General features: G+C 66.3%; 17 protein-coding genes. 11 read left to right on the top strand and 6 right to left on the bottom strand.

The window, feature by feature from the left end:
• Both BMI01S_RS42660 and BMI01S_RS32620 read left to right on the top strand, forming a co-directional pair.
• On the top strand, window positions 1–192 hold a 192-nt coding region (locus tag BMI01S_RS42660), incomplete at its 5' end, for a hypothetical protein (protein WP_218002763.1).
• A gap of 485 nt (window positions 193–677) precedes the next feature.
• A complete protein-coding gene (locus BMI01S_RS32620; protein ID WP_028233126.1) occupies window positions 678–1910 on the top strand; it encodes an NAD(P)/FAD-dependent oxidoreductase in 1233 nt (410 codons plus the stop codon).
• Window positions 1911–1934: 24 nt separating this feature from the next.
• On the opposite strand, the gene BMI01S_RS32615 is transcribed toward BMI01S_RS32620, so the two are convergent.
• From BMI01S_RS32615 to BMI01S_RS32605, 3 genes are read right to left on the bottom strand one after another with little or no spacing between them, the layout of a single operon-like run.
• A complete protein-coding gene (locus BMI01S_RS32615; protein ID WP_407669114.1) occupies window positions 1935–2711 on the bottom strand; it encodes a MipA/OmpV family protein in 777 nt (258 codons plus the stop codon).
• Window positions 2708–3622: an alpha/beta hydrolase gene (locus BMI01S_RS32610; RefSeq protein ID WP_042292061.1), complete on the bottom strand. Its 915-nt coding sequence runs from the start codon at window positions 3620–3622 to the stop codon at window positions 2708–2710. The genes BMI01S_RS32615 and BMI01S_RS32610 overlap by 4 nt, the downstream gene beginning before the upstream one ends.
• A 16-nt stretch (window positions 3623–3638) precedes the next feature.
• Window positions 3639–4415: a DUF4118 domain-containing protein gene (locus BMI01S_RS32605; RefSeq protein ID WP_028215017.1), complete on the bottom strand. Its 777-nt coding sequence runs from the start codon at window positions 4413–4415 to the stop codon at window positions 3639–3641.
• 864 nt (window positions 4416–5279) lie between these two features.
• Between BMI01S_RS32605 and BMI01S_RS32600 the strand changes: the two genes are divergently transcribed.
• The 3 genes from BMI01S_RS32600 to BMI01S_RS41370 all read left to right on the top strand — a co-directional run bounded on the left by BMI01S_RS32600 (window position 5280) and on the right by BMI01S_RS41370 (window position 8043).
• The gene (locus tag BMI01S_RS32600) at window positions 5280–6743 is read left to right on the top strand and encodes a carbohydrate porin (RefSeq protein WP_028233127.1); all 1464 of its coding nucleotides are present in this window, start codon (window positions 5280–5282) and stop codon (window positions 6741–6743) included.
• Window positions 6744–6934: 191 nt separating this feature from the next.
• The gene (locus tag BMI01S_RS32595; RefSeq protein WP_028215015.1) at window positions 6935–7438 is read left to right on the top strand and encodes a hypothetical protein; all 504 of its coding nucleotides are present in this window, start codon (window positions 6935–6937) and stop codon (window positions 7436–7438) included.
• 452 nt (window positions 7439–7890) lie between these two features.
• Window positions 7891–8043: a hypothetical protein gene (locus tag BMI01S_RS41370; RefSeq protein WP_154671556.1), complete on the top strand. Its 153-nt coding sequence runs from the start codon at window positions 7891–7893 to the stop codon at window positions 8041–8043.
• A 24-nt stretch (window positions 8044–8067) separates the two neighbouring features.
• On the opposite strand, the gene BMI01S_RS32590 is transcribed toward BMI01S_RS41370, so the two are convergent.
• The gene (locus BMI01S_RS32590; RefSeq protein WP_028215014.1) at window positions 8068–9075 is read right to left on the bottom strand and encodes a hypothetical protein; all 1008 of its coding nucleotides are present in this window, start codon (window positions 9073–9075) and stop codon (window positions 8068–8070) included.
• A gap of 161 nt (window positions 9076–9236) precedes the next feature.
• Here BMI01S_RS32590 and BMI01S_RS32585 point away from each other — a divergent pair, with 161 nt between their 5' ends.
• On the top strand, window positions 9237–10205 hold the full coding sequence (locus tag BMI01S_RS32585; protein WP_244145345.1) for a DUF6519 domain-containing protein: 969 nt from the start codon (window positions 9237–9239) through the stop codon (window positions 10203–10205).
• A 46-nt stretch (window positions 10206–10251) separates the two neighbouring features.
• Here the strand turns inward: BMI01S_RS32585 and BMI01S_RS32580 are convergent, their stop codons facing one another.
• Window positions 10252–11235, bottom strand: a complete 984-nt coding sequence (locus BMI01S_RS32580; protein WP_042292057.1) for an alpha/beta hydrolase family protein — start codon at window positions 11233–11235, stop codon at window positions 10252–10254.
• 357 nt (window positions 11236–11592) lie between these two features.
• Here BMI01S_RS32580 and treA point away from each other — a divergent pair, with 357 nt between their 5' ends.
• Window positions 11593–13287 carry an alpha,alpha-trehalase TreA gene (gene treA / locus BMI01S_RS32575; RefSeq protein WP_028233130.1) on the top strand — a complete coding sequence of 565 codons (1695 nt, stop codon included), beginning with the start codon at window positions 11593–11595 and terminating at the stop codon, window positions 13285–13287.
• A 97-nt stretch (window positions 13288–13384) separates the two neighbouring features.
• On the opposite strand, the gene BMI01S_RS32570 is transcribed toward treA, so the two are convergent.
• Window positions 13385–14299: a LysR family transcriptional regulator gene (locus BMI01S_RS32570; RefSeq protein ID WP_028233131.1), complete on the bottom strand. Its 915-nt coding sequence runs from the start codon at window positions 14297–14299 to the stop codon at window positions 13385–13387.
• A gap of 120 nt (window positions 14300–14419) precedes the next feature.
• On the opposite strand from BMI01S_RS32570, the gene BMI01S_RS32565 reads away from it, so the two are divergent.
• The 4 genes from BMI01S_RS32565 to BMI01S_RS32550 all read left to right on the top strand — a co-directional run bounded on the left by BMI01S_RS32565 (window position 14420) and on the right by BMI01S_RS32550 (window position 19412).
• The gene (locus BMI01S_RS32565; protein ID WP_036047461.1) at window positions 14420–15334 is read left to right on the top strand and encodes a DMT family transporter; all 915 of its coding nucleotides are present in this window, start codon (window positions 14420–14422) and stop codon (window positions 15332–15334) included.
• A 174-nt stretch (window positions 15335–15508) separates the two neighbouring features.
• Window positions 15509–16771, top strand: a complete 1263-nt coding sequence (locus BMI01S_RS32560) for an SfnB family sulfur acquisition oxidoreductase (protein ID WP_028215009.1) — start codon at window positions 15509–15511, stop codon at window positions 16769–16771.
• A 5-nt stretch (window positions 16772–16776) separates the two neighbouring features.
• Window positions 16777–18030 carry an SfnB family sulfur acquisition oxidoreductase gene (locus tag BMI01S_RS32555; RefSeq protein ID WP_028233133.1) on the top strand — a complete coding sequence of 418 codons (1254 nt, stop codon included), beginning with the start codon at window positions 16777–16779 and terminating at the stop codon, window positions 18028–18030.
• Window positions 18030–19412: an LLM class flavin-dependent oxidoreductase gene (locus tag BMI01S_RS32550; RefSeq protein WP_028215007.1), complete on the top strand. Its 1383-nt coding sequence runs from the start codon at window positions 18030–18032 to the stop codon at window positions 19410–19412. The genes BMI01S_RS32555 and BMI01S_RS32550 overlap by 1 nt, the downstream gene beginning before the upstream one ends.
• Window positions 19413–19467 lie beyond the last annotated feature (55 nt).

Genomic DNA, 19467 nt, shown 5'->3' with positions numbered 1-19467 from the left:
TCTCAAGCTGCCGATGCTCGGCCGATGAGCCCGGTGACGCCGCCGCGACTGCGCGGCGGCGTCACGCTCATTGCGTTCCTTCAGAGGGTTTCGGGCAGCCGGCGTAAGTCGTTGTCTGCGCGACAGACCGCCACCTCGGTGTCGTCCGCCCCCTCGCTGATGCACGGTTACCCCGCGGCGCTGTCGAAGTAGAGGCCCTCGCCCGGCGACAGCCCGAAGACCGTACCGTTTTCAAAATGCAAATCCCGCCTCCCTTACAGTGGGAAGAGAAAGTCCTCGCCGCCCTGGCGCAGGTAATCGGGAAAAGCGTCCGACGCGCGGGCATGAATGACGCCCGCGCGTCGGCTTCTTGCGCTTGCCCGTGAGGTCGCTGGCGCTCGCTCGCCGCCGCGCAGGCGCCGGAAGCGGCGTTTTCGGCTATCCTGAAACTGTGTCGCGTGTCTGGGCATCCCACTCCGGCGCTGACTTCCATCCATGGTCCCTCTCATCAACAACCCAGCCAGCAGCGATGCTGCGGGTCTTTCGGCGGCATGAACATGAGCAACGACATCCAGCGACTGCAGACCAGCGCGCGCATGAGCCAGGTGGTGATCGCCAATGGCGCGGTGTGCCGCGCGGCGATCGAAGTGCAGGCCACCGCGCTTGCCTGAGCGCGGTTGAAACGAGGACATCAGACGATGAATTTCGATTCGGTCGTGCTTGGCGGGGGTATCGTCGGCGTATCGGTGGCATTGCAGTTGCAGCGGCGCGGGCTTGCGGTCGCGCTCGTCGACCGCAAGGCGCCCGGCAATGAAACATCGCACGGCAACGCTGGACTGATTCAGCGCGAGGGGGTCTACCCCTACGCTTTTCCGCGCGATCTTGCCACGCTCTTGCGCTACGCGCTCAATCGCTCGACCGACGTGCGCTATCACCCGGCGGCGATGCCGGGCATGCTGCCTTTTCTGTACCGCTACTGGCACCATTCGCGCGCCGACCGGCACGCCGCGATTGCGCGCGCCTATGCCACGCTGATCGAGCATTGCGTCACGGAGCATCGCGCGCTGATCGAGGCAGCGGGCGCACAGGCGCTGTTGCGCACCAACGGATGGATGAAGGTGTTTCGCAGCGCGGCCGCCATGGATGCCACGCTTGCCGATGCCCAGCGCTGGCAGCGCGAGTACGGCGTTCACCATGAGGCGCTGGACGCCGCCGCGCTGCGCGCTGCCGAGCCCGCATTGAGCCACACGCTGGTGGGCGGCGTGCGCTACACCGATTCCGATTCCGTTAGCGATCCGAACGGTCTCGTGACAGCCTATGTGCGGCTCTTCGAGCAGCTTGGCGGGCGCGTGCTGATTGGCGACGCTTCGACGCTCGAACCCTCGTGGCGAGTCATGACCCAGGACGGCCCCGTGCTGGCGAAGTCGGCGGTGATCGCCATGGGGCCGTGGTCGGGCGATCTCACGGTGCGGCTCGGCTACGACTTGCCGCTCGCGGTGAAGCGCGGCTATCACATGCACTACGCGGCAACGAATGGCGCGAAGCTGAACCAGCCGGTTCTCGACGCGGAAGCGGGCTTCCTGATCACGCCGATGGTGCGCGGCATTCGCCTGACGACGGGCGTCGAACTCGGCTTTCGTGATTCGCCCAAAACGCCGGTCCAGCTCGAAGCGGTCGAGCCGCTCGCGCGCGGCATTTTCCCGCTCGGCGAGCGGCTCGATGCCGAGCCCTGGCTGGGCCGCCGTCCCTGCACGCCCGACATGATGCCGGTCATCGGGCCCGCGCCCAGGCACGACGGCCTCTGGTTCGCGTTCGGCCATGCGCACCATGGGCTCACGCTCGGACCCATCACGGGCCGTCTGATCGCGGAGATGATGACGGGCGCCCCTACGGTGGTGGACCCCCGGCCATTCCGGGCCGGGCGGTTCTGACGCGGCGCGCCTCGGCGCGTCCGCTCAGAACCGGTAGTAGAGGCCCGCGAAAGCGGTAAGCTCGCGGCGGGACTCGGTGATCGGGCTGCCGGCCGCGTAGTGCTGAAGGCGTCCGAGTGTGGTGTTCACCGAGCCGACCCAGTGCTTCGAAAAGTCGTGCGTCACGTAGAAGGTCATGTGCACGTCGCGTATGCCCGCGCCGGTCGAGTAGGCCGGCAAGCCGGATGCGGCGCTCTGCTCGGGCGTCACGCCGAAGAGCGTGTGCGTGTAGACGGCGTTGGCCCACGTGAGGCCGGGCCCCACCGAGAACAGCCACCCCGTCAGCGGCAGCGAGGCATAGAGATCCGCGCTGGCCGTCGTCCCCTGGCCATGGCCGCTGATGTCCTGATAGACGGCCACGGCGCCCGTGAACGCCCACAGCGTGTAGTCGGCGAAGAGGCGCAGCTTCGGGCCGTCGTCGACGTTGCTCAGGCCGTGCAGATGCGGGTCGTCCGAGACGGTGCGAGACTGGAAGTCGAAGCTCAGCGACGCGCCCACGTGGTAGTTCTCCGCGGCGATCACGTTCACACCCAGCACGTCCGGCCCCTGCGAGAAGATGCGGTCGCGGTACGAAATGTCGAGCGCCGGAAACGGATAGACCTTCATGTGGCGCGCGCCCGGATACTCCGGCGCGAAATAAGCGCCGGGGCCGATGGAGACTTTCCACGGCGAGTCGGTCCCGCCGGTATCCGCCCACGCGTGCGGGGCAACGGCCAGAGCGGCGAGGCAAGCCAGGCCTTTCATTGCTTCTGACAACTTCACGTATTTTTTCTTCCCACTGCCGCCAGTTGACGCAAGCGCCGGGCGAGGGCCTTCGAGACGACCGGCTGGCCCGCCGTGTCGTGCGCCCCCCGCGCGGCTTCGCTCTCGCGCAGGAACAGTACCGTTTCGCGCGCAACGATTTCGCGCTCGTTGTCCGAGGTGATCATGTGATAAGAATCGTCTAGCCACAGCGTGCGCAGGAAGTTCGAGCCGATGCGGTCGATCACGTGGCGCGGATTGCGCGGGCTCGATGTCTCGTCGTCGATGGCGTGAATGATGAGCGTATCGTTCTCGATCGCGGCGACATCCTTGCGCGCCGCGCGCGACAGTCGCAGCGCCTGATGCAGCGCCGGCAGGGCAATTGTCGAAGGGCCGACCTCGCTGAAGTCGCTGCGCTGCATCGCTCGGGCGATCTTCTTGCGCAGCGCTTCGTTTCGCACACCGAATGGTTCGGCTTCGCGGTAACGATAGCGGTGCCGCAGCGGCGTGAAGTACGCCCAGTCGAGGAGAAAGCGATACCACGGGATCGCCCAGCCGTCGTAGGCGAGCGTGAGCGAGAGCAGGACGAGCGACTGCGCGGCGGGCCGCTCGCGGATCAGACGCAGCGCGAGCGCGCCGCCGATCGACAGACCGCAGATCGAGACGCGCTCGTAGCGAGCCGCCAGGGCATCGAATTCGCGCACGGCGTTCTCGACCCATTGTTCCATGGGCAGTACGCCCGAGCCCGCGCTATAGCCTTCGATGATGGGGGCGCAAACGGTGAACCCTTCGCCTTGCAGGTAGCGCGCGAGATATCGCAGCTCGAGCGGCGAACTGGAGAGGCCGTGAAGCATCAGGACGGCGTGGCCGTCGCCTTCGCAGAAAAAACGCGTGGACTGTGCGGCCAGCGGCTCCACGGCAGGGCGTTCCATGTCGACGGTCGCCATGTCAGTCCTCGGTGCGCAGCACGAGAAAATCGCCCGCGTGCGTGGTGAAGCGCTCGCAGTTGCAGTTCGCATGCCGGTATTCGCGTTTGTGCTGCTCGCTGCGCAGGCGCACGCGGTGATGGCCCGGCGACAACGCGTGGGTCAGGCGCTGAACGTCTTCGGGATGGAGCGCGTCGAAGAGCGGGCCAGGCGCGACTTGAGCGGCGGCCGGCAGCCCATGCGCGGTGCTTTGTCCCGCGCTTGCGCGCTGCGCGGCGTTGCGCTCCAGCCCCTTGATGAGGATGAAGCCGTCATGATGCTGCGCGAGATGACGCAACAGGCGATGCGTTTCGTCGAAGGCGCGGCGCGCGAGCGCGCGCTCGTTGTCGTGCCGGAGCAGCATTTCGTAGCGCGACTGCGCAACGGAGGCGATTAGCTGCGCGCGAAACTGTTCGCGGCGCAGGCGCTCGATCAGCAGGATCACGATAACCGTGACGAGCGGGTAGGAGACGAGCAGTATCACGTCGCGGGCGTCGACGTACGTGATGAGATCGTAAGGGGGCACGAACATAAAGTCGGCAATGCCGAGACCCAGCACCATGACGGTCATGGCCGGCCCGAGGCCGAGGAAGTATTCGACCAGCGAAGCGGCGATACAGAATGTCGTGGCCGGCATCATCGGGCCAAGCAGGGGGTGCAGTGCAAGGCGGACGACGCTCGCGAGCGCGAGCGCGCCGGCAGCGAGACACCACCGGCGTGGGCCTCTCGGCGCCCAGTGGCGGGCGTTACGGACTTTCATGGTCTCCCGGGCTGCCCGCGTGATGGCGGGCCATAGCGTGTCGCTCGCATCGGCGAGGACGGATCGCTTGATTGTGTGTAGTAAGGTATTCGACAGGAACGATGGGCGCAGTCGTGGACCTCGCAACTCATCGTATTCGGGCACTACTTTCTACGTCGTACGCCCGTGCGGATATTACCACTGTTTACAGGCCGTGACTGAGCGACGCAAAGCCGGGAAATGCGTTGCCGGATTCACTCTACATCGGCTCGGCATTGGCCAGTAACCTGGCAGAACTTAGGAATTGCGGGAATCGAGCTGTTGCCCGGGATGGTCGCCGAAAGCGCGGTAAGTCAACCGAAATGCCAGGCAGAACAGAATTGAAAGAAACGGCGGCACTTGAGGCTGTTGCTGACTGGCCTCGCGTTTATGCTTTTTTACTTGCGTGGCCGTGTCCACGCCCAATACAATCCGCCCCGTTATAGCAAAGGGGTCGTCCGTGGACGCCTGTTCCAGTAGTGGAAGTCCGATGCCGGCCGTCGCCGGCAGCCCATTCGCGAGATAGCCACCGCTGGTTCGCTCCTACGCCGCTAACTCGCTTACGCCGGGTTAGCACGCTTCTTTACCGACTGGTCGCCGCCGTTCTTGTGACCCGTCTCTCGGCAGCACGCTTCCTCTATTCGCTTGCCATTTCATTTGCAGTTCGCAGGCCTGCGTGCTGGAATGGCTGCGTTTTCGCATACGGTCCGCTCAAAGCGGCCAACGCGCAGGGATCATCCGCCTTGCCTTGATCTGCGCGCCGGACATAGTTTCATCAAGCTTCGCAGGCATGCTGTGCGTTCAAAGGCGGACCTGTCCGCAACTTCTTACAGCCCGACAAATACGATGAAGAAGATCCTCAGGAGCAGGCTGCCCGGCGCGGGCTGGCCGATCGCGCTGAGCGCGGTTCTCTCCCTGGGCCTTGTGGCCGCCGCTTTCGCACAGACCAGCGGAGAAAGCGCATCCGCTGAACCGGCTGCGCAATCCGGCGCAGGCGAGCCGCAAGCGGCGGCCGCCGACCAAAGCGCAGCGGCACCCACGGGCCTCTGGGAACGCTCGAACCTCCTGGGCGACATGGGCGGCCTGCGGCCCTGGCTTGGCCAGTACGGCGTGACCTTCGGCTTGCAGGAAACCAGCGAATACATGGGCAACGTCTCGGGCGGCACCGCACGCGGCGGCGCCTGGCAAGGGGTGACGGAGTTCAGTCTCGGCATGGATACGCAGAAGGCGTTCGGGCTGCCGGGCGGCATCTTCAACGTCTCCGGTTTCCAGATCCACGGCACGAGCCTGACTTCCCGGAATCTGCAGACCTTGCAGGCCGCCAGCGGTATCGAAGCCGAAGCCTCGACCCGCTTGTGGGAACTGTGGTACCAGCAGACGCTGCCCGGCGGCAAGGTCGACGTCAAGGTCGGTCAGCAGAGCCTCGACCAGGAATTCATGGGCAGCCAGTACGCGGGCGCATTCATGAACGCGACGTTCGGCTGGCCGGTCCTGCCGTCCACCGATATGCCTGCGGGCGGCCCCGCTTACCCGCTGTCCTCGCTCGGCGTGCGCGTGCGCGCCACGCCCACGGACGCGATCACCGTGCTTGGCGGCGTATTCGACGGCAACCCGGCGCCGGGCCAGGGCGACCCGCAAAAGCTCAACGCCAGCGGCACGAATTTCAACCTGGGCAACGGCGCGCTCGTCATCGGCGAAATTCAGTACGCCATCAATCAACCGCCGGCCGATGGTTCGGATGCCAAACCAGGGGGATTGCCGGGCACCTACAAGCTGGGCTTCTGGTACAACAGCAACCGGTTCATCGATCCCGCAACGGGCAACACGGGCGTGGGCGGCGGCCCGGATAGTCATCACGGCAACTACAGCATCTATGCCGTGGCGGACCAGATGGTGTGGCGGCCGAGCGCCGACAGCCCGCAGTCCGTGGGGGTGTTCGCGCGCATCATGGGTGCGCCGGGCGACCGCAACCTGGTGGACCTCGGCGTGAATGCAGGCGTGACGCTCAAGGCGCCGTTCAAGGGCCGCGACAACGATGTGGCGGGTCTCGCAGTGGGCTATGCGCACATCGGGTCGCATGCACAGGATTTCGCGAGCGCCCAGGGCGCCACGACACCGGGGTATCCGTCGCGCAGCGCGGAGACCGTTCTCGAAGCGACGTATCAGTATCAGGTCGCACCGTGGTGGCAATTGCAGGCGGACTTCCAGTACTTCTTCCGGCCTGCTGGCGGCATTCCGGACCCGCAAAATCCGTCGCGGCGCATCGGCGATGAAGCGGTGCTCGGCTTGCGCACGACGATCGTCTTCTGAGGGGGACGTGTGCCGCCTGCCGCCGGTCCGGCGGCGGCGGCATGACGCGGGGCGGTGTTATTTGCCTCTAGTTGCGGGCGAAAGACGAGGGAAGACCCCGATTGGTCGTACTCGTGGTTGATCTAGACTCCAGGTGCGCGTGCCGCACCGCCATGGGATGCGGCCCCGTTCCTAAATGCAGATTTCGTTCCATGAAGCATCCGATCGAGAGGTGGCTTCTGGGTGTCTTGCTGGTGGCGCTCGCCGGCGCCTCGGCGGCCGAACCCGTCAAGCCAGGACACGTCCAGCAGCACCCTCAGCAACACATCCCGAAACACGCCAGGGGCCACGCCCCCAGTCACCCCGTCGCGGCCGCACCGACGCCGACGGCGCCCTCACTCGCTTTGCCGGCGCTCTCCAAGCGCTACGAATACCAGTCGCCGTTCGAGAAGGAGTATGCCGCCCACCTGGCGAAAACCACAGGCGCGACGCCCGCCGCTCCGGACGGCACCGATGGCGTTCCGGATGCCGCGCCCAACGGCCCACGCGCGCCGGGCGGACAGGTCGACAGCAACGGCATCCCGAACCAGGCGCTCCACCCGCAAACGCCGCCGCTCGTCACCCTCGGCGAATGGGATCTTTCGGCCGACGCCCATCTGCCGTTGACGCGCTCGCATGACACGGGCGCCGCCATCAGCGCGAGACACGGGTTCTGAGCGCCGAGGCTTCCGACGCATCGACCGCGCGTTCGGCGCTTCGGCATCGATGGTGATGCTGAGCGGCCGGGCTTGATCGTTCGACTGCCAGCGCAACGACTTATCGGTGCGCTGGCGACGCTATCGACATGCAGCGCTTCTTCCGGCAGGCGGCAAGCGATTCGCCGAAAAACGGCCCAAAACGGTAATTCGACCTCCCCATCGATCCGGCTTGCATCGAACCGTGAACCGGGGAAGGCCGCCGCGTGCAGTCCGGGCGCAAGCCGGGCGCAGCGTCGCGCCTTACCGTTTCACAGCAATCGGTAAGGCGTTGCGTTTGTCGCGCGCTGCTCGCGGGAATGCGCAGCGTTCGCGCCGGTATGCTGGGACGCTCACATACCGGTAAAGAATCCTCCCTGGGCCACGCACCATGTCACAACGACGTTCTTCCTGTTCGCGCACTGGGTCGGCTCGTGCTCACCGTGCTGCTGGCTTGCGCATCGCTGATGCAGGGTTGCGCAACCACCGCGGAAAATATCGCCCTCGGTTTCGGGCTCGGCTCCGTTGGCACCGTGTCGGCGCTGGGCTGCCTGCTCGCATGCCAGATGAACGACGCGCGGTGGTGACCGGCGCCCGGTCGTCTCGCCGTCTCAGTAGTAGATCCACCGCCCATACTGCGGCGACCAGTACACCCAGCGTGCCGGCGGCTGCTGATACTGCGCGCCCCACGGTGCGGGCTGCGCGTAGTAGGCGGGCCGGGGCGGCGCGTAGGCGGGCTGCTGCTGGGGATACGGCTGCTGGGCGTATTGTTGCGCGGACTGCTGGCCGTACGCCGGCTGCTGCTGGGCGTAGGCGGGCTGCTGCTGCTGCGGATACGCAGGCGGCTGCTGTTGCGCATATCCATAAGGCGGCGGTGGCGGACGCGAGGCGACGGGCGGCGGCGCATATTGTTGCTGGCTCCGCGGCTGAGCGGGTTGGGAGTAGGGATGTGCGTAACCGGTGCCCTGCGTCGAATAGATCTGCGCCGAGCGCGGCGGCTCCGCTTCGTCCACGGCTTCGTCGCCGGCTAGCGACTCTGGCGGCGCCACGTCGTCGGGCGACGTCGCCGCGACGGGTTGGTGGTTGGCCTGCGCGTACGCATGGGGCTGCGGTTGCCGGGGGGCTTGCGCGGGTGCTGCGTTGGCATGGGTGCCGGCCGCGGCGGCAACCTTCGCGTGCGCGCCTGGCTGTTGGGGAGCAGGCGCGGCCGGCTCCGCTTGAGCCGCGACGGTGGAGTCCTGCACGTCTTGCGCCTCTTGTGCGTCCTGGGCTTTTTCTCCGCTTTGCCCGCTTTGTCCGTCGCCCAGCGGCTTGACCACGACGGGCACCGTCATGACCGTCGAGACCTCGCCCGCGTCGCTGTATGTATGCTTGATGTCGAGGATCGGTTTTTGCGCCGTCGTCTTCTTCACCGGCGCCGCCTCGGGAGCCGCAGCAGCGGCCGTCGTGTGCGCCATCTCCTCCCTTGCGGCCTTGTAACCCCGGTCGTAGGCCGCCTGGACTTCGCGGTCCTGCGCCGTGGCGTCTTCTTCCTTGCTATAGGCGTGGGACGCTGCGGAGAATCCGCAGCCCACAGCCAGCAAAGCGATGGCCGTTGCGTGCCTTGCGTTCGTGTCCATGAGGGCACCTGTATTTTGTTTCTCGATGATGTCATCGTACACCGCGCTTGTTGACATTCAAGCAGCGGGAAAACGCCTGGGTATGCCGCCGAACGCAAGCGCTCAAAAAGGTCGACGCTTGCGTCGTCAACCACTGCCGGAACGTCTCCTGGGGGCGCTGGGTGTCGCCGCAGAGGCACGCGTACGGTGGGTCCAAAACCCATGGCGAACCGATTTGTGCAAGCGCAGCAGAGCGTGCAACCGACGACCATAACTGGGACGGCAAGGCCTGCCTGACACCCGCGCAGATCGCAACCGGAGCGGGCACGATGAACCGCGGGTTGCTGAGGGCGCGCACGACGCAGCCCCAAACGCCGACCGATCCCTGCACGGCCGCGCCAGGCGCCGGGTGCCGCGGCGTCGAGAACCAGCTGTATCGCGTGGAGATCAACACGGGCAGCAACGATCCGGCCGGCAACGCGCCGAGCTTCAAGTGGTCGCGTGACAATGGATCGGTCGTCTTCCCGGTGCTCGGGCTGAGCGTGTCCGGCACGACCACGACGGTGAGGCTCGCGAACCTCGGTCGCGACGAGCACTTCGGGCTCGCAGAAGGCGACTATGTCGAGATTCAGGACGATGCGACCGTCCTGAACCAGTTGCCGGGCCAGATGCTGCAGGTCCAGTCGATCGACACCGGCTCGCTGTCGGTCGTGCTGGCGGGCGCGCCGGCGTCGAGCGCGGGCAGCCAGCCGCAACTGCATCCGCTGATGCGCCGCTGGGACGACCAGGCCGGCGACCCGGCGCAAGGCGGCCTAACGCTCGGGAAGGACGGCGCCGCAGAGCTGAGCACCGGCACGCTTGCGCAAGGCGCCAGCGCGTGGCTGACGCTGGAGGACGGCATCCAGATCCTGTTCGAAGGCGACAGTCACGTGACCTGGCGATGCGGAGACTACTGGCTGATTCCGGCGCACGTCGCGACCGGCGACGTCATCTGGCCGCAGGAAACGGTGATCGATGCGCAGGGCAACAGCGTGACGAACGCGGCCGCGTTGCCGCCCGATGGCGTGACCCATCACTATGCGCCGCTCGCGATCCAGACCGGCAATGCGCAGACCCCGTTCACCTTCTGCATGACGGTGAAGACGCTTTAGCGTTCCCATGGCTTCGTGCAAAGGCCGATGCCGGGCCGCGTGATGGCTAATGGAGATTCGCCTGGAAAAACGCGAGGATGCTCGCGTCGAACTGCTTGTGGAAGGCCGCTCGATCGAAGCCGTTCGGGTCGACGCAGATTGCCGGCACATCCTTTTTCATGCGCGCGGAGCATGGCGCAAGAAAGGCGAAATGCGCCGCGTTGCGAACGAGGTGATAGTCGGGCATGCGGGGCAGCGCCTTGGCGAGCGCGGGCGAAGTATGAGGCAGTACGCCCTCGCCGCCGAACTCCGAGGCCCAAAGCTGAATGGGCGCGTTCACGTTCTCGAGGTCGGCGGCGGACGGGAATACATCGAACGGATCGGCGATGACAAAGGCCTTGATCCGCGCGTCGTGAGTCAGCGGCGTGGTGGGAAACTCGCCGCGCTCGATCTGATCGCAGACCGGTGGTCTCGGGGTGGGGCAGGGCGCGTCGGCATGCACGAAATCCGGATTGCCACCGGCTAGAACGAGGCCCGTGTAGCCGCCGCGCGAGAAGCCGAAAAAGCCGATGCGTTGCGGATCGATTCTGGCGGCGTCGGGTGCCGTGCCAAGCATGTAATCGATCAAGCGTTTGATATCGTTCGGCCGCTCGACGAATACGGACATGTCGCCCTCGCGGCTCGAATCGGAAAACGAGTCGCCCGGGTGGTTGATTGCGGCCACAACGAACCCTGCGTTGGCCAGCACCTCGGCAAGATCATGATGGCCGATGTGCGAACCGGTGTGGCCGTGAGAAATGACGACGAGAGGAAGCTTGTCGCCCACGGTCGGACAGTCGCGCCGGCCTTGCAGCGTAAATGGCCCGAACGGTATCGCTTCGGCGGGCTCGGCGCATGGCGTCCACACCATGCCCTTGATGGCGGGGCCGCTGGCGTCGGCCGGAATTTGCACGAGCTTGATGCCCGCGGCGTGCCCGATCGTCGTGAACAGGCAGATGAGGAGGCTCAATATCGGCGCAGCCGCACGGGTAAGTTTTTTGCAGATCCGCATGTCGATATCCGTAGTCGCAACTCATGCACTCGCGATGCTAGACCAAAGACGCGTAACGAGTCTCGACTGTGCGCCGATCAATACCAACGGCAATTTCTGCCGCGACGTCACCGCGAATTTCGCTGTGCATCGGTAACACTGACTACGCGTCGGATCGCGCACCAGGCCAAGGTCGACAAAGTGCGCTCATTTGTTGCCATGCCATTGATTCGGTGTGCGAAGTCATGCGATGCTCTCGTTGCCCGGGACCTGGCGAAGCGATGAAGCATCCTGCCGGACCCGCGCACTGAAAACCAACGGCGTAAACGAAGACGGTGCGACGAGACCAGCGAAGTGCCCCAACACCAAGGAGGCAACATGAGCATGCAGCTGCAGTCTCGCACCCACGCCGCATCGTCAAAAGATGCGCATCGCATTCAAACTAGCTTTCAGTCACTCCCGCTCCGTAAGTCGTTGCCACGATCGCGCAACGCCCTGGGCGCGGCAAGTGTCGCCACGCTCTTCCTCGTCTGCGCGAACTGTCTCGCCGACACGCAGGTCGGCGCACCGCTGCCGCCCGCGCCCGACATTCTGTACGGCGATCTGTTCGTGGCGGTGCAGACCGCGCAGATCTTCCCGGATCAAAAGACCTTCGTCGATTCGACGCCCACCGAAAACCCCGCGACCATCGTGCAGCTTTACGAAGCGCAAAAGGGCCAGGCGGCCTTCTCGCTTTTGAACTTCGTGAATCAGTACTTCACGCCTCCGCCGGACCAGAGCCTCACGCCGCCGCCAGGGCAGACGCTGCGCCAGCATATCGACTGGCTGTGGAGCGGCCTCACGCGCACCACCACCTCAGCGCCCGACTACAGCTCGCTCGTGCCCATGCCCAAGCCTTATGTCGTGCCAGGCGGGCGCTTCAGAGAGGGCTATTACTGGGACACCTACTTCACGATGCTCGGCTTGCAGGAGTCGGGCCATGAGGATCTCGTCGACGACATGCTCGACAACTTCGCGTACATGATCAACACCTTCGGCCATATTCCCAATGGCAATCGCACGTACTATCTGAGCCGCTCGCAACCGCCGTTCTACTCGTACATGGTGGAACTCGCGGCGCAAAAGGAAGGCAACAGCGTTTATCAGAAGTACTTACCGGCGTTGCGCAAGGAGTACGCCTGGTGGATGCAGGGCGCGAGCAGCACCGCGCGCGGGCAGGCCACGCGCAACGTGGTCGTGCTGCGTGACGGCACCGTGCTGAACCGCTACTGGGACGAACTCGACACGCCGCGCGACGAGTCGTACATCGAAGACGTCAAGACCGCGCAAATGGCCACCGGCCGCCCGGCGAACCAGGTCTACCGCGACTTGCGCGCGACGGCCGAGAGCGGCTGGGACTTCAGTTCGCGCTGGTTTGGCGACAACTCGAATCTCTGGACCGTGCGCACGACGTCGATCATTCCCGTCGATCTGAACAGTCTCCTGTTCCATCTCGAGACGACGATCGTACGGGCCTGCACGGTCGCGCGCGATTTTGGCTGCGTGGGTCAGTTCGCCAGTTACGCGGCGCGGCGCGCCGTCGCCATCAACCGGTATCTCTGGAACAGCAAGGGCTACTACGGCGACTACGACTGGCAGCTCGGCAAGGCGCGCGACAACCAGACGCCCGCGATGATGTATCCGCTCATGGCGGGCGTGGCGTGGCCCGAGCGCGCGCAGAAGACCGCCTTGACCATGCAGAACGTGCTGCTCCAGCAGGGCGGCCTCGCTACATCGGTCTACAACACCGGCCAGCAATGGGACGCCCCGAACGGCTGGGCGCCGCTGCACTGGATCGCCATACAAGGCCTCAAGCGCTATGGACGCGCCGACCTCGCGCAGCCGGTCGGCACGCGCTTTCTCGCGGATGTCGAAAACGTCTACAACACGCAGCAGAAGCTCGTCGAGAAGTATGTCGTCGAGGGCGCGGGCGAAGGCGGCGGCGGGGGCGGCGAATACCCGTTGCAGGACGGCTTCGGCTGGACCAATGGCGTGACGCTGATGCTGCTCGACCTGTATGGCGGCGGGCAATAGTCGATCGGGCGCCGGCGTGACTTCGTGATCGCGCCGGCGTACGCGCCGTATGCCGCGGCAGTCGCCGTGCCGATCACGCGAACACTTCCGCTGTGACTCAAGCGGGCAGCTTTTCCGCGAGCCAGTCGATGAGCGCGCGCACCTTGGGCGCCAAAAAGCGATTGGGCGGATAGAGCATCCACATCGGGCCGCTATAGGCGCGCGGCTCGAGCGACCACTCGGGCAGCACGCGCACGAGCAAGCCGTCGCGCAGTGCCTGGGCCGCCGCGAACTCGGGCAGGCTCGCAATGCCCCAGTCCGAGAGCGCCGCATCGCGCCGCGCGCTCACGTCGTTGGCGATATAGCGCCCCTTCACCTCGACGGTTTGCGTCTGCGCGCCGCGCCGGAAGGCCCAGCGGTTGTCGTCGGGCGTTTCGCCCAGATAGAGGCATTCGTGCCGGGCGAGATCCTTCGGGTGCTTCGGCGTGCCGCGCGCGCGCAAATAGGCCGGCGAGGCGCACGGCATCCACTGCAGCGTGCCGAGCGGCCGCGCCGCGAGTCCCGGCGGCGGCGCGGGCGTGGGGCGGATCACGATGTCGACGTTGTCGCGCACCGGATCGACATCGCGGTCGGTGAAAAGCAGTTGCACCGCGACTTCCTCATAGGCGCGCAGGAAGCCGGGAATCAGCGGATGAATCACGCTCTGCGCGAACGAAATGGGCGCGCTGATGCTGACCCGGCCATGCGGACGGCTGGTGAGGCGGCTCGCCGCTTCCGCCGCGCTCGCAGCGGCCTCGACCATGTCGGCGCAGTGGCGATAGACTTCCGCGCCTGCTTCCGTGAGCCGCAGGCTGCGCGTGGAGCGTTCGAGCAAGCGCGCGCCGAGCGCGCGTTCGAGGCGCTGCATCTGGCGGCTCACGGTGGAAGGCGTGCTCCCGAGCTGGCGTGCCGCCACCGAGAAATTGCCCGCGTCGACCACGCGGGCGAAGGTGGCGAGGTCGGGCAGCAGGGGCTGGAGGTCGGTGGGGTTCATGACGGGGCCGGGAAATGATCTGTGCACTGCAAGCATAGATGATGTTCCGGCGCGGTGGATTATCGCGATGGAATCATTATTGGACAATGTTTCCGTCCCGACCCGCCAAGCGTTTTCGCCATGAATGCCCTGATCCGTTCTCCCCGTACCGTCGATTTCCTGCTCATTGTCGTCGCACTCATCTGGGGCACGAGCTACGGCGTGGTCAAGGGCGCGCTGCTCGTCTACCCCGTACTGGGCCTGCTCGCGCTGCGCTTTGGCATCACGTTCGTACTGCTTGCGCCCGCGCTGCGCGGGCTCGGTCACGTGACATGGCGTGACCGGCTCGGCGTTGTCGGCGCGGGCCTGCTGCTGCTCGGCATCTTTCTGGCCGAGACGTTTGGGGTGTCGCTCACGAGCGCCTCGAACGCCGCGTTTCTCATCAGCCTGTGCGTGGTGCTCACGCCGCTCGTGGAATGGGCCTGGCTCAAGCGAGCGCCGCGGCAGGTGGAGTGGATGGCCGCCGGGCTGTCCCTGCTCGGCGCGTTCCTCCTCACCGGCGGCCACTTCGCCGCGAGCCCCGGCGATCTGCTCGTCATACTGGCCGCACTCCTGCGCGCTGTCGCGACCTGCGCAGTCAAGCGCGTGACGAAGGTGCCGCCGCTCACGATCACCGCCGTGCAGTCCGCCGTGGTGTCGATCGGCTGTGCCGCGCTCGCGCTGACCTTCGCGCGCGACCCGTTGCTGCCGCTGCCGCACTGGCATGGGCACGGCGTGTTCTGGGGCAGCATGATCTACCTCGTCGCGGGCTGCACGCTATTCGCCTTCTTCGTGCAGAACTACGCCGTGAGCCGCAGCAGCCCCACGCGCGTGGCGCTGCTCATGGGCAGCGAGCCCTTGTTCGGCGCGCTCTTCGCGTGCGTGTGGCTTGGAGAGCGGCTTTCCTTGCCCGCGTGGCTGGGCGGTATGCTGATCGTTGCCGCATCGCTTTTCGCGCTCAAGCGGGAACCGCGGGTTGCATTGGAGGAGGCCGTGAAAGCGGCGGCGAAGGCCTGACGCGGCCACATCCGCAAAGCTGATATGCAATTGCGAATTAACTAGTAGGGGATCGCGATCCGGGCTGTTCCAATGGACGACTGGACCCGTTCGACGCCACAGCGACGGCCGCCGCGCCGAAGCGGCGCCCCGGCGAGCGGACGGGGGACGCAACTGGCCTGTCCCTGGAACGCCATGTCGATACCCGAATCTCCTCAAGCTGCATCCGCCCGGAACGCGCCGTTGCCGCGCCTTCCCGACCCCGAGCGCGTCAAACGAATTGCCGACGACGCGCAAGCGCTGGCCGCTGCACGCACGCTCGCCGCCCGAATCGCGCCGGGTGCTTCGCGACGCGACCGCGAGCGCGAGCTGCCTTGGGACGAACTGGATCTGTGGTCCGAGAGCGGACTCGGCGCGATCACCGTGCCGCGCGAATATGGCGGCGCGGACGTCTCCTTTGCGACGCTCGCCGAAGTGTTCACGATCCTGTGTGCCGCCGATCCCGCCTTTGGGCAGATTCCGCAAAATCATTTCGGCGTGCTGGGTGTGCTGCGCGAAACGGGCAGCACGCAGCAAAAGACGCGCTTCTACGGCGAAGTGCTGGCAGGCCGCCGGCTCGGCAACGCCGGGCCGGAGCGCCGCTCGGCTGCTGCGGCCACGATTCTGCACGGCTCGACGCGCCTCGCATCGACGCCGCATGGACTGCGCCTCACGGGTCAGCGCTTCTACTCGACCGGTGCGCTCTTCGCCCACCGCGTGCCGGCCCGCGCCACCGACGACACGGGGCGCGCGGTCCAGGTGTGGGTGCCGCGCGACGCGCCGGGCCTCACGGTCATCGACAACTGGAGTTCGTTCGGACAACGAACGACGGCGAGCGGCACGGTGATATTCGACAACGTGCCGGTCGATCCCGGCGACGTGCTGCCGATCTGGCAACTCGCGGATCGCCCCGGTCTCACGGGACCGGTTTCGCAATTGATCCAGGCGGCCATCGATGTCGGCATTGGCGAGGCCGCGGTGGCCGATGCCATCGCCTTCGTGCGCGGGCACGCGCGGCCATGGATCGACTCGGGCGTGGCGCGCGCGGCCGATGACCCGTACGTCATTGCCGACATTGGCCGATTGCAGATCGACCTGCATGCCGCACAGGAAGTGCTGCGCGACGCAGGCCATACGCTCGATGCCATCGCGGCGCATACCGTCGACGCGCAAGCGAGCGCGCGTGCGTCGGTCGCGGTGGCTGGAGCGAAGGTGCTGAGCACGCGCCTCGCGCTCGAAGCGAGCGAAAAGCTCTTCGAACTGGCCGGCTCCGCCGCCACGCGCGCCGCCCACAATCTCGACCGCCACTGGCGCAACGCGCGCGCGCACACGCTGCACGATCCGCTGCGCTGGAAGCTGCATTTGCTTGGCAACTATCACCTGAATCACGTGCTGCCCGCGCGCCACGCCTGGAACTGAGCACCATGAGCACTGAACTTTCTTTTGCTGCATCGGAAGCGGCTATTGCACAACGGCGCGCCGCGCCGCCGGCCGCGCCTGTCCGACTCGTCGATGACGAAGCCGCGCTCGCCGCCGCGCGCCGGCTCGCTGCCCAATTCGCGCCCGAGGCGGCGCTGCGCGACCGCGAGCGCCGCCTGCCCTGGGATGAGCTCGACGCGTTCGTCGCGAGCGGCCTGTGGGCCATTACCGTGCCGCGCGAATTTGGCGGCCCGGCGGTACGCAATGGCACACTCGCCGAAGTCACGGCGACGATTGCCGCCGCGGACGGCTCGCTCGGCCAGATTCCGCAGAATCACTTTTATGCGCTCGAAGTGCTGCGCGTGGGCGGGAGCGCCGAACAGCAGCGCTTTTTCTACGACCGCGTGCTGGCGGGCGAACGCTTTGGCAACGCGCTGGCCGAGATCGGGCAGAAGGACTTCAAGCGCCGCACGCGCCTCGCGCGCGACGCGGGCGGCTGGCGCATAGACGGCCGCAAGTTCTATTGCACGGGCGCGCTCTACGCGCACTGGATCCCCACGCTCGTGGTGGCCGAAGAAGCGGGCCAGGACGTGACGTACCTCGCCTTCGTGCCGCGCGACACACCCGGCGTCGCGATAACCGACGACTGGGACGGCTTCGGCCAGCGCGTAACGGGCAGCGGCTCCGTGCAGTTCGACGGTGTGCGCGTGGAGCCCGAATGGATCGTGCCGTTCCAGCGCTCGTTCGAGCGGCCCACGACCATTGGCCCGCTAGCGCAGATCATTCACGCGGCGATCGATCTCGGCCAGGCGCGCGGCGCATTCGAAGCCGCGCTCCAGTTCGTGCGCGACCACTCGCGGCCGTGGATCGACGCGAAGGTCGAGCGCGCGGCGGACGATCCGCTCGCCATCTTCCACTTCGGCGATCTGGCGGCGCGCCTTGCCGCCGCCGAAGCGCTCGTGCGCCGCGCGGGCCGCTTCGTGGATGCCGCGCAGGCCGCGCCCGACGAACGAACGGTAGCCGAGGCCTCGATTGCCGTGGCCGAGGCGCGTGCGCTGACGACGACGATCTCGCTCGACGCCGGCACACGGCTGTTCGAACTGGCGGGCACGGCGGCGACGCTGGACGGCCTGGGCCTCGACCGCTTCTGGCGCAACGCGCGCACTCACACGCTGCACGACCCCGTGCGCTGGAAATACCACGCAGTGGGCAACTATTACCTCAACGACACGCTGCCGCCGCGGCACGGAGCATTGTGATGGCCGAATCGAACAACGCGAAAAAACCCATACTGCTCAACGCGTTCAACATGAACTGCGTGGGGCACATCAATCACGGGCTATGGACCCATCCGCGCGACCGCTCGACCGACTACCGCACGCTCGCGTACTGGACGAATCTCGCGCGCACGCTGGAGCGCGGGCTCTTCGACGGTCTCTTTCTCGCCGATATCGTGGGCGTATACGACGTTTATCAGCGCAACGTGGATGTGACGCTGCGCGAGTCGATCCAGTTGCCGGTGAACGACCCCACGCTCCTGGTGCCGGCCATGGCCGCCGTGACCGAACATCTCGGCTTTGGCGTGACCGTCAATCTCACCTACGAGCAGCCCTATCTGTTGGCGCGACGTTTTTCCACCCTCGATCACCTCACGCAGGGGCGCATCGGCTGGAACATCGTCACCGGGTATCTGGACAGTGCGGCGCGCGCCATGGGGCTCGAGCAGCAACTGCCGCACGACGAACGCTATGATCGCGCGGACGAATACCTGGAAGTCCTCTACAAGCTTTGGGAGGGCAGCTGGGAAGAGGATGCCGTGAAGCGCGACAAGACCGCTCGCGTGTTCGCTGACCCGGCAAAAGTGCATCGCGTGGCGCATGCGGGACGCTATTACCGCGTGGACGGCTATCACCTCGCGGAGCCTTCGCCGCAGCGCACGCCGGTGCTGTTTCAGGCGGGCAGTTCGGGGCGCGGCCAGCGCTTCGCCGCGCGCCACGCCGAATGCGTGTTCATTTCGCCGCCCAATCGCGCCGCGGCGCGCGAGACGGTGCGCGCGCTGCGCGAACAGCTGGTGCAGGCGGGGCGCCGACCCGACGACGTCAAGGTGTTCGTTGGCGCGGCAGTGGTGCCGGGTGCGACCGAGCGCGAGGCGCGCGAGAAGTACGCGGATTATCGCCAGTATGCGAGCCGCGAGGCGGGGCTTGCGCATTTCGCGTCGAGCACCGGCATCGACTATGCGCAGTACGACCTCGACGCCCCCGTTGACTACACGCCCGGCAACGCGATCGAATCCGCGACGCGGACCGCGAAGCAGCATGGCTGGACGCGCCGCAAGCTGCTCGAAATGTTCGAACTGGGCGGCCGCTATCCGGCGATCGTCGGCAGCGCGTCGCAGGTCGCCGACGAATTGCAGGCGTGGATCGACGAGGCTGACGTGGATGGCTTCAATCTGAGCCGCACCGTGGTGCCCGAGAGCTACGAGGACTTCGTGGATCTCGTGGTGCCGGAGTTGCAGGCGAGGGGGCGTTACAAGACCGCGTATGCGGCGGGGACGCTGCGGGAAAAGCTCTTTGGCGATGGGGCTGTGCTGCCTGAGCGGCATGCGGGGGCCGGGTTCCGGCGGGTGGGTGAAGTGGTGTGAATTGATCCTTTCGCTTTGGCTTTGTTGCTTTGGCCTTTGCTTGTGTTCGCGTCGG

Origin of the sequence: Paraburkholderia mimosarum LMG 23256 = NBRC 106338, from assembly GCF_000739815.1 — a bacterium.
GTDB lineage: Bacteria > Pseudomonadota > Gammaproteobacteria > Burkholderiales > Burkholderiaceae > Paraburkholderia > Paraburkholderia mimosarum.
This window is presented reverse-complemented; position numbering and strand designations above follow the sequence as displayed.

Excerpts from the sequence above, each read along its gene's own strand:
- BMI01S_RS32590 (WP_028215014.1), bottom strand. The coding sequence starts at position 9,075 with ATGGACACGAACGCAAGGCACGCAACGGCCATCGCTTTGCTGGCTGTG.
- BMI01S_RS32550 (WP_028215007.1), top strand. The coding sequence starts at position 18,030 with ATGGCCGAATCGAACAACGCGAAAAAACCCATACTGCTCAACGCGTTC.
- BMI01S_RS32600 (WP_028233127.1), top strand. The coding sequence starts at position 5,280 with ATGAAGAAGATCCTCAGGAGCAGGCTGCCCGGCGCGGGCTGGCCGATC.
- BMI01S_RS32595 (WP_028215015.1), top strand. The coding sequence starts at position 6,935 with ATGAAGCATCCGATCGAGAGGTGGCTTCTGGGTGTCTTGCTGGTGGCG.
- BMI01S_RS32580 (WP_042292057.1), bottom strand. The coding sequence starts at position 11,235 with ATGCGGATCTGCAAAAAACTTACCCGTGCGGCTGCGCCGATATTGAGC.
- treA (WP_028233130.1), top strand. The coding sequence starts at position 11,593 with ATGAGCATGCAGCTGCAGTCTCGCACCCACGCCGCATCGTCAAAAGAT.
- BMI01S_RS32610 (WP_042292061.1), bottom strand. The coding sequence starts at position 3,622 with ATGGAACGCCCTGCCGTGGAGCCGCTGGCCGCACAGTCCACGCGTTTT.
- BMI01S_RS32620 (WP_028233126.1), top strand. The coding sequence starts at position 678 with ATGAATTTCGATTCGGTCGTGCTTGGCGGGGGTATCGTCGGCGTATCG.
- BMI01S_RS32570 (WP_028233131.1), bottom strand. The coding sequence starts at position 14,299 with ATGAACCCCACCGACCTCCAGCCCCTGCTGCCCGACCTCGCCACCTTC.
- BMI01S_RS32565 (WP_036047461.1), top strand. The coding sequence starts at position 14,420 with ATGAATGCCCTGATCCGTTCTCCCCGTACCGTCGATTTCCTGCTCATT.
- BMI01S_RS32605 (WP_028215017.1), bottom strand. The coding sequence starts at position 4,415 with ATGAAAGTCCGTAACGCCCGCCACTGGGCGCCGAGAGGCCCACGCCGG.
- BMI01S_RS32560 (WP_028215009.1), top strand. The coding sequence starts at position 15,509 with ATGTCGATACCCGAATCTCCTCAAGCTGCATCCGCCCGGAACGCGCCG.
- BMI01S_RS32555 (WP_028233133.1), top strand. The coding sequence starts at position 16,777 with ATGAGCACTGAACTTTCTTTTGCTGCATCGGAAGCGGCTATTGCACAA.